11 protein-coding genes are annotated in these 12,674 nt (G+C 66.2%); all 11 read right to left on the bottom strand.

Going from position 1 to position 12,674, the window contains the following annotated elements; all coding sequences use genetic code 11:
* Window positions 1-250: 250 nt before the first annotated feature.
* The gene (locus AC27VL_RS01510) at window positions 251-883 is read right to left on the bottom strand and encodes a response regulator (RefSeq protein ID WP_089241023.1); all 633 of its coding nucleotides are present in this window, start codon (window positions 881-883) and stop codon (window positions 251-253) included.
* 91 nt (window positions 884-974) lie between these two features.
* Entirely contained in the window at window positions 975-1,553 is a 579-nt protein-coding gene (locus AC27VL_RS01505; RefSeq protein ID WP_089241025.1) for a PilZ domain-containing protein, read from the bottom strand.
* The gene (locus AC27VL_RS01500; RefSeq protein WP_100552478.1) at window positions 1,550-1,843 is read right to left on the bottom strand and encodes a hypothetical protein; all 294 of its coding nucleotides are present in this window, start codon (window positions 1,841-1,843) and stop codon (window positions 1,550-1,552) included. Before AC27VL_RS01500 ends, AC27VL_RS01505 begins: the two co-directional genes overlap by 4 nt.
* Window positions 1,840-2,256: a flagellar export chaperone FliS gene (gene fliS, locus AC27VL_RS01495; RefSeq protein ID WP_089241027.1), complete on the bottom strand. Its 417-nt coding sequence runs from the start codon at window positions 2,254-2,256 to the stop codon at window positions 1,840-1,842. The genes AC27VL_RS01500 and fliS overlap by 4 nt, the downstream gene beginning before the upstream one ends.
* 129 nt (window positions 2,257-2,385) lie before the next feature.
* Window positions 2,386-3,804, bottom strand: coding sequence for a flagellar filament capping protein FliD (fliD, locus tag AC27VL_RS01490; RefSeq protein ID WP_099818403.1), 1,419 nt, complete (start codon window positions 3,802-3,804; stop codon window positions 2,386-2,388).
* A gap of 443 nt (window positions 3,805-4,247) precedes the next feature.
* Window positions 4,248-5,426: a flagellin gene (locus tag AC27VL_RS01485; protein ID WP_100552480.1), complete on the bottom strand. Its 1,179-nt coding sequence runs from the start codon at window positions 5,424-5,426 to the stop codon at window positions 4,248-4,250.
* Window positions 5,427-5,512: 86 nt separating this feature from the next.
* A complete protein-coding gene (locus tag AC27VL_RS01480; RefSeq protein WP_100552481.1) occupies window positions 5,513-6,703 on the bottom strand; it encodes a flagellin in 1,191 nt (396 codons plus the stop codon).
* A 72-nt stretch (window positions 6,704-6,775) separates the two neighbouring features.
* Window positions 6,776-7,993, bottom strand: coding sequence for a flagellin (locus AC27VL_RS01475; RefSeq protein WP_100552482.1), 1,218 nt, complete (start codon window positions 7,991-7,993; stop codon window positions 6,776-6,778).
* A 399-nt stretch (window positions 7,994-8,392) separates the two neighbouring features.
* Window positions 8,393-9,595: a flagellar hook-associated protein FlgL gene (flgL, locus tag AC27VL_RS01470; protein WP_488765378.1), complete on the bottom strand. Its 1,203-nt coding sequence runs from the start codon at window positions 9,593-9,595 to the stop codon at window positions 8,393-8,395.
* Complete coding sequence (flgK, locus tag AC27VL_RS01465; protein WP_108267552.1) at window positions 9,592-11,472, bottom strand: flagellar hook-associated protein FlgK; 1,881 nt, start codon at window positions 11,470-11,472, stop codon at window positions 9,592-9,594. The genes flgL and flgK overlap by 4 nt, the downstream gene beginning before the upstream one ends.
* Window positions 11,473-11,480: 8 nt before the next feature.
* Window positions 11,481-12,674 (bottom strand): flagellar assembly peptidoglycan hydrolase FlgJ, encoded by a 1,194-nt coding sequence (gene flgJ, locus AC27VL_RS01460; protein ID WP_488765376.1) that lies wholly within the window; start codon window positions 12,672-12,674, stop codon window positions 11,481-11,483.

Raw genomic sequence — 12,674 nt, 5'->3', positions numbered from 1 at the left:
TCCCCGACGCCTTGTGGAACACATCTTGCTTTTGATCCGGCAGGCGCGGAATCGGGGGGTTCCTGAGGGTGCTGGTGGTATTCCCGACAGCGTGTAAGGAAATCCCCTACACAAACGCGGGATTTTGACGATTCCGGTCGCTAACTCGTTGATTCGTGGTCGGTCGCCCTGCTGCTCGCCCGCGCCTGTTGTACGGAATTCCGTCGGGACTCGTGTGGGTGACGGTATTTCGTCGCTGACCCCGTGGACGTCATTCCAGCTCGTGCTGGTGGCGCGCAGCCAGCAGCAGCAGATCGTTGGCGCGACGGCAGCCCAGTGATTCCATCATGCGCGCGCGATGGGTCTCCACCGTCTTGACGCTGATGCCAAGGTCGGCGGCGATTTCCTTGTTGCTCTCGCCCTTGCCGATGCGGCGAAGGATCTCGCGCTGGCGCGGCGACAGTGCGGCAATACCAGTCGGCTTCTCGCGCCCGAGCATCGGTGCCAGCATCTTGGCCGAGATCTGCGGGCTCAGGAACACCTGGCCAGCATGCGCGGCACGCAGCGCCAGTTCCAGTTCCTGCGGCGCGGCATCCTTCACCACGAAACCGACGGCACCCCGATCGAGCGCATCGCGCACGTGGGCGGCGTCATCGTGCATGGTCATCATCACGATGCGCGTGCCGGGTGCGCGCAGGCGGATGTCGCTCAGTGCTTCCAGGCCGGTACGGCCGGGCAGCGACAGGTCCATCAGCACCACGTCCGGTGCGTGCAGCAGGGCCATCTGCAGTGCCTGTTCGGCATTGCTGGCCTCGGCGACGAGCTGCACGTCGGCAAACCCCTGCAGCAGCCGCGCCAGGCCGGCGCGAACCAGGGTGTGATCGTCGACGATGAGAACTCGCACAGGCACGCTGGAGGTTGGGGAGGGGGGTCCACCTTAACTTAGCTGAACGGGCACGCCAAGGGCCGTCTGTCTGCCTGCATGGTGGCAGATTTCAGCGTGCGCGGCGGGCCTCGGCCACCTGCCGCCGATGCAGCCGGAACAGATGCCGTTCCATCGCCATTTCCAGGCCATCGCCAAGGCGATGGAAGCGCAGCCACAGATAGTGGCCACCGCCGCCATCGGCCGCTTCAGCGATGACTTCCACTGGCAGGTCGATATGGTCGGGCAGCCAGTCGCTGGGTTGCAGGCGGACCACGCCGGCCTGGCCGGGCAGGCTGCCACTGCGCGGGCCCAGCTGCAGGCGGATGCCGCGGCGTGACCAGCGCACCGGGCGCAGCGTCGGTTCCTGGCCCTGCTGGCGGATCAGGCGGCCGAGCAGGACCATGGTCAGGTCCACCTTGGCTTCCAGGCGCTGCAGCTGCAGGCTGGCTTCACTGCGTTCTTCGTGCTCGTCGATGCGACTGTCTTCGACCAGCGCCAGGCTGCGCAGCAGGCCTTCGGCACTGCTGGTCCGGCCTACCGCGCTACCAGCCTGGAACTCGGCGGGCAGGGCCAGTTCGCAGCTGAGCGTTTCGTCGAACAGCTCGCTTTCAGCCGGGTGATGCAGGGACGTGGTCGGCAGGACGGTCATGCCAGCGATTCTGCCTGCAGGTAGGCATGCGCGGCGCGAAGGGAGCGGCGGCCGTCCTGGATCTGCACGGAGACGGCATCGCGACGCTGGCGCAGCAGGCCAAGCAGGCTCTGCTGGCGTTCCAGCAGCGCGGACAACGGTGCGTGGTCGGCGCTGCCCAGCGGTTGGCTCAGCAGTGCATGCAGGGTGCTGTCATGGCCATCGAGCAGGCTGTCGGCCTGTTCGAACGCCTCTTCGTCGAGGGCCTTCTCGAAGGCATCCAGCTGCGCATTGAGTTCAAGCAGGCTCATGGCGCCACCGCCGCGGGACGGCGCTGTTCGTGCGGAATGGCATTCCAGGCACCGTCGATCTCGCCCAGCAGCTGCAGCGATTCGTCCAGTGCAGCGCGGTCGTTGTGCAGGTTGGCCTCGGTCAGGCGCTGCAGCAGATAGTCATACAGCGCCGACAGGTTGCCGGCGATCTCGCCGCCGGCTTCATGGTCCAGCGAGCCGTTGAGGTGGGCGACGATCGCGCATGCTTCGCCGATCGCCTTGCCCTTGCCGGCCTGGTCGCCCTGCTCGAGGGTGGCCTGTGCACGGCGCACGCGCTCCAGTGCGCCGGACAGCAGCAGCGCCACCAGTTTGTGCGGATCGGCATCGGCGACCGCACTGGTCACACCCACCTGGCGGTATTGCTCGGCGTACTGACGGCTGGAACCGTACATTCGTGATTCTCCCTTGCGCGGGGTGCCGGGGTGCGGTCGAAGGGACCGTTGACGCCGGCACTGCGATGATTGCTGTTGCGTCCGTTATCGGTGCGTACGGCGCCAAACTTGAGCGCCGCGCGTGTTTCCTCAGCGGTTCAACTGGGCCAGCTGCTGCTGCAGGGCGGTGTTGCTCTGCTGCAGCTTGCCCATCAGGCTGTCCAATGCCACGAACTGCTTCTTGTAACGGGCTTCGACACCGACCATGCGCGCGTCCAGGTCCTTGCGGCGCTTGTCGATGTTGTCCAGCGTGGTGTTCAGTCCCTTGGTGCGGGCGACGAACGCGCCTTCCTTGCCGACCGTGGTGCTGACGTAGCCGTCCACCAGTGAATACAGCCGGCCGGCACCACCGGTATCGCCGGTGACCGCCTGGCGGATCTTCTCCGGCTGGGCGGCGAGGGCGGCGGCGAACTTGGTGCTGTCCAGCACCAGGGTGCCATCGGCGTTGGGGTAGCCGCGGGTCTGCAGGCCCAGCGCCTTGGCGTCCAGCTGGTCGCCTGCCAGATCCTTGAGCACGCCGGACATCGTCGAACGCAGCTGCGCGATCGCACCACGCATCTGTGCGTCGCCGGTCAGTGCAGCCGCTTCCTTGGTCTTCGGGTCGTACTTGGTTTCGGTGTTGATCGCCGCGACGGCCGCGTTGTAGGCGGTCACGAACTCCTGCATCACCTTGGTCGCGGCAGTAGTGTCGGTGCTGATGACCACCGTGCTCTTGCCCTGTTCCTTCAGGTTCAGGGTCAGGCCTGGCACGGCATCGGCCACGGTGTTGCTGGCACTCACTACTTCCACACCATCAATGGTCAGCAGCGCATCCTTGGCGGGGCTGTTTTCCTTCAGGCTGCCGACCAGCGCGCCCAGCTTCGGATCGCTGCCGGCGTACTCCAGCTTGATGGCGCTGGCTGCACCGGTCTTTTCCTGGGCGATGGACAGGTACTGGTTGTCGCCGGAGCTGATCAGTGTCGCCTGCACGCCTTCCTTGCGGCCAGCGGCGTCGATCTTGTTGCGGACGGTGGTAAGGGTGTCGCCTTCCTCCACCTGCACGTTCATCGTCTTGGCCTTGTCGCCCACGCCGACGGTCAGCGTCAAGGTTCCGGCACCGAAGGTGTCGGTCTTGGGCACCGAGGTGTCGGCGATCAGCTTGTGCGCCGATGCCAGGTTCTTCACCTCGATCAGATGGGTGCCGTTGGACGCGGCGGCCTTGCTGGTGCCGACGTCGTACAGCGCTACCGACGCGGTCAGCACATCGTTGGCGTTGTTGGGGCCGGCTTTGCCGGTGGCGGTGACGGTGCGGGTGTCGAAGGCAGTGGTGGCCTTCAGCGCGGTCAGGGCGGTCTTCAGCTTGTCGAAGGCCGAGGTGACCGTGCCGAGCGACGACAGCTGCATCTTGGTCTTGGACTGCTGCAGGTTCAGCGCGTTGTCGGCCGGCTTGCGGTCCGCTGCGACCAGCTGGTTGACGATGCTGGAGATGTCCAGCCCTGAGCCAATGCCACCGTATCCAAAGTCTGCCACGTCGTTTCTCCTGGTATACGGGCCTGGCCGTCGTGCGGCGGCCCGTCGTCAACGAAAATAGCGGCCTGCGCCGCTGGGTCTTGAGGACTTCGTTGATGCATGCGCCGTGCCACTGGCCGGAAGGGCAGTTCTGGCACGCCGGTTGCAGGAGGTCTGGGGCAGGGTGCGGGTGGGTTCACCGCGGGCTGCCGGGGGTCTGTAAAAAACCCTCCCCCAATGCAGGGGAGGGATCAGGCTACTGACAATCGGGGGGAGACGAAGCCGCCCGGTACGTACAGTCAAAATGCACAACGCTGAAAGAGAGGTCCGCAGGGGCGGGCGATGCCAAGCCGGTTCGGGACGCTTCCCGGGCCGGGCATGGCCCGCATCTGTGTACGCCGTGGCTGTCGGGTTGCCGCTACCGTCGGTTCAATCCGACGGTAGCGGCGCCTTCTTGCCGTGGATCAGCGCAGCAGGCTGAGCACGCCCTGCGGCACCTGGTTGGCCTGGGCCAGCATGGCCGTACCGGCCTGCTGCAGGATCTGGGTGCGGGTCAGCTCGGCGGTTTCCTTGGCGAAGTCGGTGTCCTTGATGCGGCTACGCGACGAGGACAGGTTTTCCGACGAGGTCTGCAGGTTGGCTACGACCGAGGTGAAGCGGTTCTGGATCGCACCGAGGTCGGCGCGGGTGCTGTTGATCGCACCCAGGGCCTTGTCGACCACTTCCAGCGACTGCTGGGCGCCGAGCACGGTGCTCACATCCAGCTTCTGCACGTTGGCGGCGGTGTCGGTGCCGGCGGTGTAGGCGCCGGCTGCAGCCTTCGCGCCCCACACGCCGGTACCGGCGTTCAGGTCGCTGCGCTCCAGGGCGATGTCGGCGGCCACGATGGCCTTGCCTTCCTTCACCGAGCTCAGCTTCATCGTGCCGTCGGCATTGGCTTCGGCGTAGATGCCGGCCTCACCGATCTTGGCGTTGATCGCGGTCGCGACCGCCTTCGAAGCGTCTGCGGTGGTGGCGCCGGCCTTCAGTTCGACCGTACCGATGTCCACACCCATCACCTTGCCGGTGATGCGTGCGCCGTCGGTGCTGGCAACCAGGGCGTCAGTTGCGCCGTTGGCGAAGGTCGCGGTGCCCAGCGAGCCGGCCTTGGCGTCGATGGTCTTGTCGATGGCGATCGACTGGCCGGCGTTGGCGCCCACCTGGAACAGCTGGCTGGAGAACGAGCCGTCCAGCAGCTTGGTGCCGTTGAAGTCCGACTGCTTGGCGACGCGGTCGATTTCCGAAACCAGCTGGGTCACTTCGGCCTGCAGCGCCTTGCGGTCGCTGGCCGAGTTGGTGGCGTTGGAGGCCTGCACCGACAGCTCGCGGACGCGCTGCAGGTTGTTGCCGATTTCAGTCAGCGAACCTTCGGCGACCTGGGCCAGCGAAATGCCGTCGTTGGCATTGCGGATGGCGACGTCGGTGCCACGGATCTGGGTGCCGAAGCGCTCGGAGATTGCCAGACCGGCCGCATCGTCCTTGGCGCTGTTGATGCGCGAACCGGAGGACAGGCGCTGGATGGTGGTGGCCAGCGAGCTGCCACTGGTGCTCAGGTTGCGCTGAGCATTCAGGGACATGGTATTGGTGTTGATGACTTGTGCCATGGTGCTTTTCCTTTGGCGAAGGTGGAACGTGTTTCAGGATCCGGGCGCCGCGTCATGCAGCGCCCGGAGGTCGATCAGAGAGCAGATCAGCGCAGCAGGCTGAGCACGCCCTGCGGCACCTGGTTGGCCTGGGCCAGCATGGCCGTACCGGCCTGCTGCAGGATCTGGGTGCGGGTCAGCTCGGCGGTTTCCTTGGCGAAGTCGGTGTCCTTGATGCGGCTGCGCGACGAGGACAGGTTTTCCGACGAGGTCTGCAGGTTGGCCACGACCGAGGTGAAGCGGTTCTGGATCGCACCGAGGTCAGCGCGGGTGCTGTTGATCGCACCCAGGGCCTTGTCGACGATTTCCATCGCCTGCTGGGCGCCCTTCACGGTGCTGACGTCCAGGTTGCTGGCGTACTTCGCTGCCGGGGCCGCAGCAGCGGCAGTGGCGGTGAAGGTGGCCTGCGTGTTGCCTGCCCAGGTGCCCGGAGTGGCAGTGATGGCCTTGAACGAGCCATCGGCATTGGCGCTGTCCTTGACCGAAGTCAGGGTCACGCCGGCGGTGCCGTTCACTTCGGCGTAAACGCCGGTTTCACCGATCTTGGCGTTGATGGCGGTCACCAGCGCTTCACGCGACGCCTTGCCGGTGGCAGCGGCGTCGGCGCCCTGCTTGACCGAGACATCGGCGATGGCCACACCGTTGATCGACAGGCCGGTGGTGGTGAAGTCCGCGTTGGTGCCCGGGTCGGCCAGGACCAGCGCGTTGGTGTCGAACTTGGCGCCACCCAGGGCATTGGCCTTGGCATCGATGGTCTTGTCGATGGCGATGGCCTGGCCGGCGTTGGCGCCGACCTGGAACAGCTGGCTGGAGAACGAGCCGTCCAGCAGCTTGGTGCCGTTGAAGTCCGACTGCTTGGCGACGCGGTCGATTTCCGAGACCAGCTGGGTCACTTCGGCCTGCAGCGCCTTGCGGTCGCTGGCCGAGTTGGTGGCGTTGGAGGCCTGCACCGACAGCTCGCGGACGCGCTGCAGGTTGTTGCCGATTTCGGTCAGCGAACCTTCGGCGACCTGGGCCAGCGAGATGCCGTCGTTGGCATTGCGGATGGCAACGTCGGTACCGCGGATCTGCGTGCCGAAGCGCTCGGAGATGGCCAGACCGGCCGCATCGTCCTTGGCACTGTTGATGCGCGAACCGGAGGACAGGCGCTGGATGGTGGTGGCCAGCGAGCTGCCGCTGGTGCTCAGGTTACGCTGAGCATTCAACGACATCGTGTTGGTGTTGATTACTTGTGCCATGAGGAGAGGTCCTTGAGCGGTTGCACGTGAGTTGGGTTAGACGCCCCCGACGTGCCCCGGGGGCGGCTCATGTCAGCGCTGCAACAGGCTGAGCACGTTCTGCGGTACCTGGTTGGCCTGGGCCAGCATGGCCGTACCGGCCTGCTGCAGGATCTGGGTGCGGGTCAGCTCGGCGGTTTCCTTGGCGAAGTCGGTATCGCGGATGCGGCTGCGCGATGCGGACAGATTCTCCGAGGAGGTCTGCAGGTTGGCGACCACCGAGGTGAAGCGGTTCTGGATCGCGCCGAGGTCGGCGCGCACGCTGTTGACCGATTCGAGGGCCTTGTCGACGATCGACATCGCCTTCTGCGCGCCCTCGGCCGTGGTGACGTTCAGGTCCTTGACGAAGCTGGCCGTTGCGCCGGTCAGCGTGCCGCCGTTGGTGCTGGTCTCGGTCAGGCCCAGGCCGGCGATGGTGGCGGCGGTGACGCCGGCCGGCGGGGTGGCCGCGCTGACGCCCAGGGTGAAGGTCTGGCCATCCTTGACCGACGCCAGGCTGACCACGCCGGCGTTGACGGAGGCAACCACGCCGGTTTCGCCCAGCTTGTTGTTGATCGCAGCAGCGGTGGCCGAGGTGATCGACTCGCCGGCCTTCACGGTGAAGTCGCTGACGGTGACCGTGGTGGCGGTGCCGCCCGGCGGGGTCACCGAGATCTGCAGGCCGGAATAGGTGGTATCGGCGGTGGCCTTGTCAACGGCCAGAGCGGTGCCGGTGTAGCCGTTGGCGAAGTTGGCCGCGCCCAGCGAATCGGCCTTGGCGTTGACCACGCTGTTGATGGCGATGGCCTGGCCGGCATTGGCGCCCACCTGGAACAGCTGGCTGGTGAACGAACCGTCCAGCAGCTTGGTGCCGTTGAAGTCGGCCTGCTTGGCGACGCGGTCGATCTCGCTGACCAGCTGGGTCACTTCAGCCTGCAGCGCCTTGCGGTCGCTGGCCGAGTTGGTGGCGTTGGAGGCCTGCACGCCCAGTTCGCGGATGCGCTGCAGGTTGTTGCCCACTTCGTTCAGCGAACCCTCGGCGACCTGGGCCAGCGAGATGCCGTCGTTGGCGTTGCGGATGGCCACGTCCAGACCACGGATCTGGGTGGTGAAGCGCTCGCTGATGGCCAGGCCGGCGGCGTCGTCCTTCGCGCTGTTGATGCGCAGGCCGGACGAGAGGCGCTGGATGGTGGTAGCGAGCGAGCTGCCGCTGGTGCTCAGGTTGCGCTGAGCGTTGAGCGACATCGTATTGGTGTTGATTACCTGTGCCATGGGGTCGTCTCCTCTTATGTGGAACCCGTTGGTGAATGAAACGAAGCGCCGCCTGATTTTTTTGTTTGGCTGTGTGCTTCGCCGTTGCCAAATGAATAACGGCGCTTTGTCAACAACCTTTAGCGGGGAATTTCGTTGCAGCCGAATTTCGTCGCTGAAAGCTGTTTTTCCGGGGATTTCCGCCGGCCCGGAAGGGGCGGGGTGAACCCTGGAAGGGGTGGCCAGTCATGCCCGCCCCACGCTGATGAAGGTATCGGCGGGGCCCGGCTGGGCTTGATGGGCGATCCCGGCACATCCGCCGGGCATGGCCCGGCGAGCGCAGCGGTACATGACCGCGGAAACGAAAAAGGCCGCGATGCAGGGCATCGCGGCCTTGGGCTCCAACGCGGGCGCGTGGAATCAGCGGATCTTGTTGAACAGCGACATCGACTGCATCTGCGAGAACAGTGTCTGTGCCGCCTGCAATGCGGTGCTTTCCAGCTGGTACTGGCTCAACGCATCGGCGTAGTCCAGGTCACGCATCTGCGACAGCGTGGTCTTCAGCGTTACGCCATTGGCCTCGCGCATCTCCGCCGCATTGTCCAGCGCCTTCAGCTGCGCGCCACCGGCAGCGCGGGAATCGATCATCCGTTCCGCAGCGCGGCCGACATCACGCAATGCGCTCTGCAGCTCGTTCTGCTGCGCGGCCATCTTCGCCGGGGTACCGGTATCGGCATCCAGCGCGGCGATCAGCTTGTCCATGGTGCCGAAGATGTCGCGGCTGCTGGCGGCCTGCACGTTGAAGCTGTCACCTGTCGCTGGTGCGCCCGCGATCTGCAGGCGAACGCCGTTGATCTCCAGTTCGCTGCCGGCCTTGTAGGTGCCGGTGCTGGTCACGTTGCCGGCACCGTCCAGTACTTCGTACTGGTTGGCGGCCGTGAAGCGCACACTGAACGATTGCCCGTTCCAGCTGTCGCTGCCGTCGCGGGTGATGTTGGTCAGCACGCCGTTGCCGGTGTTGCCTGCCGCTGCGCTGCCATCGACGAAGCCATCGCCGGTGGGAATGCGCAGGAAGATCTCGCTGCCGGGGAGGGCGTCGCGCACGTAGGTGTCCGGGCCGACTTCGACCTGGCGCTGGGTCTGGTCGCCGCGATAGACAACTTTGCCGTCAATCTTGGCGAACGGCGGATCGCTGTCGTTGGTACCACCGAACACGTAGCGGCCGGTGCCATCGCTGCTGTTGGCCAGCGACAGCAGACCGTCGCGGATCTGGTTCAACTCGGTGATCAGGGTCTTCTTGTCAGGCGCACTCAAGGCGGGATTGCTGGCCTGGATGGTCAGATCGTTGACGCGTGCCATCAGGTCGTTGACCTGGGCGAGGGTGTTTTCCTGCACGCCCAGGCGGTTCTGCACGTTGTTGCCGTTGAGCTTCATGCGTTCCAGGGCGGCCAGGCTGCGGTCCAGGCCAACCGCGGCACCTGCGGCGACCGGATCGTCCTTGGCGCTGACGATCTTGCTGCCGGTGGCGATCTGCTGTTCCAGATGGCTGAGCTTGGCCTGCTTGGCCATCATCAGCGCCACCGACTGGCTGTACATCATTCCGGTGGAGATGCGGTTGCTCATCGGCGCACGGCTCCCAGAATGGTCTGGAACATCGAGTCGGCGGTGGAGATCAGCTGCGAGGCGGCCTGGTAGGCCTGCTGCAGGCGAAGCATGTCAGCCGCTTCCTCATCCAGGTTGACGCCGGAGACTTCGTCACGCGCGGCCTGCGCCTGGTCGGCGATCACCTGCTGCGCCCCCAGCGAATATTCCGCCGAACGCGCCGCAGCGCCGACCTGGGTGGTCAGCCCGCCCAACGCGCCGCCCAGCGTTACCGTGCCGGCGTTGAACGCCTTGGCAGATTCCACCTTGGACAGCTTGGTGGCATTGCTGTTGTCCGACGAGCCGGCCGGGGTCGGGGTGATGTTGAAGGTGTCGCCGTTCTTCGGCACGCCATCCAGCACGAAGCTCCAGCCGTTGGCGCTGATGGTCTGGCCAGGAGTATAGGTCTGCGGCGGGCCACCATCGATGGTGTAGGTGGTGGCCGAGGTGAACACGATCGCAGCAGGATTGCGCAGGTTGGCGTTGGCCGAGTCGGTCACGGTCACGCCGCTCAGCTTGCCGGTACCGGTGTTGGCCAGTGCCGCAGCGCCTTTGATCGCGGCGGCCGCGGCAATGCGCGACGGATCGGTGATCGCCATCTCCAGGCTGCCGGCCACGCCGGCCGTCGGCTGCAGCAGGAAGCGATCGTTGGCCGCCGGGGTACCACCGACCACCAGCTTCACGCCGTTGATGAGCAACGGGTCGGCGGCAGTGCCGGTGCCGGTCAGCGGAACGCTCGCACCGGTGTCGGCGCGGCTGGCGGTCCAGTTGCTGCCATCGAACTTCAGCACGATGTTCTGCGCTTCCAGTTTGCCAAGGTCGCCATAGCTGGCGCTGATCGAGCCGGTGCCGGTGTTGCTGGCATTGCCGGTGACACGCGGCGTGCCGATGTTGAAGAAGTCGCCGCCCATCTTGCCGTACAGATCGACGCCCTGGCGATGGGTGCTGTTGAACGTCTCGGCCAGGCCGACAGCCAGTTTGCCCAGTTCGGCCTGGGCCGGGGTCAGCACGGTGTCGCGGAACTCGAGCAGGCCACCGATCTGGCCGCCCACGGCCTTCGGGTCCAGGGTAATGGTGCCGCCCTGGGTCTGCAGTGCGAGCTGCAGGCGCTCGGGCTGGTACGGGTCGGCCACCGTGGTGACCTTCGATGCAGTGGTGCCCACCACCAGCGCCTGGCCGCCGGCGGTGTAGACGTTCATGATGCCGCCGTCCTGGATCACCGCCGTGCCGCCGGTGTAGCCCACCAGCTGCGAGATCAACTGGTCGCGGCGATCGAGCAGGTCGGGCGCGGCGTTGGCGATGTTGGTGCCGATCGCGCCGTTGATCTGCGCGATCTCCGACGCCAGCCGGTTGACCTCGGTGGCACCGGCCATCAACCCGTTGTTGACCTCGCCATTGAGGTTGTTCAGGTGGGTGTTGAGCTGGCTGAAGCGGTTGGCCAGCGCCTTGCCACCATCGAGCATGTTCTGCCGGTCGGCAGTGCCGGCCGCGTTGGAGGACAGGCCGCTGACGGTGTCGAAGAAGTTCGACCAGACCCCGGCCACGTTGGTGGCCGCGTCGGAGAACAGCGCATTGACCCGGTCGGCCATGCCCGAGAGCTGCTTCAGCCGCGCCAGCTCGCCGCCGCTGTCGAGCAGGCGCGAGATCGCCAGCTGGTCGGCAGCGCGGCGGATGTCGACGATGCGGGTGCCGTTGCCAACGTCGCCGTAGCCGTAGTTCTGCGGGGTGGCGGTGGCGAAGTCGACCTTCTGCCGGCTGTAACCGGGCGTGTTGAGGTTGGCCACGTTGTGGCTGGTGGTGGCCAACGCACGCTGGAAGGCGAGCAGGGCACTGGTACCGGTGGAAAGTACGCTGGACATGGGGTTCCTCAACGACGAGTGATACCCAGCGCCGCGGTTGCGGTGCTGGCGAAGGTCTGACCGATGCGTGAGCCGGCGTCGGCCACGGCGGCCACGGCGCGCTCGATGGTCGGGCCGCCGGCGATCGCGGCGATCTTGGCCGCGTAGCGCGGGTCGGTGGCATAGCCGGCGCGTTGCAGGCCGCGCGCGAAGCCCTGCACATCGGTGCCGGCCTGCAGCGCCTGCTGGTAGCGCGGGCTTGTCTTCAGCAGGCGCACGTAGTCGGCAAAGCTCTCCGCAGGTGAGGTGTAGGCGCGGAAGCTGGCGGTCTCGTTGCGGCGCACGCCATCGACATATTCATGGGTGCCGGCGGTAGCGCTCTGGCCCTTCCAGCCGGTGGCCTTGATGCCGAACAGGTTGTGCGAGGTGCTGCCGTCGGCATGCTTGATCTGGCGCTTGCCCCAGCCGGTTTCCAGCGCTGCCTGGGCCACCAGGGCACGGGCGTCCACGCCCAGTTCCTTGGCCGCGCTCTGCGCGTGCTGCCAGATGCTGGCAACGAAGCCTTCGGGCGTGTGCGCGCCCAACTGGGCGACGGCGGTGCGGGTGGCCAGCGCATCGGCCGGCGTACCGCTGCTGCCGCGGTTGCTGGCGGTCGGCGCCCACTGGTCGCTGGCAGCGGCCCAATCGGCACCACCGATGGTGCCGGCATAGGGATCGTCGGTGCCCAGTGAGCGGTGCATGCCGCTGCTTTCCCGGCCAGCAATCAGGTCCAGCGCCTGCTCCATCGGTGCGACCGAAGACTGCGCGCCCTCCTGCACACCGGCCGCCATCTGCTGCAGCATGCGCACGGCCTGGCCAGCATCCTGCAGCGGCAGCGACGACGCCGCCGGGGCATTGAGCTGGTAGGCGCGGCTGGCCTTGGCCGGATCCACCCGGGTATCCAGTGCCGGGCCATCAGCCTGCGCGCCGGACAACTGGCGGGTGATCATGCTCGACAGGCCCAGGCCCTTGCCGCGGGTCATCGCCTCGGCGATCTTCTGGTCGTACATCTCCCGGAACATCTTGTTTTCGCCCGGGAACAGCGAATCGCCGAAGCTGGCATCACGCATGCTCTTGACCAGAATCTGCGCGAACTGGCCTTCAAGCTGGCGCGCGACCTTGTCGATCTTCGCCGGATCGTTCTGCTGTGCGGGGCTCAATTCGAATGCGGGAGTGATGCGCAT

This window comes from Stenotrophomonas sp. 14P6.2.3 (assembly GCF_057799055.1).
This window is presented reverse-complemented; position numbering and strand designations above follow the sequence as displayed.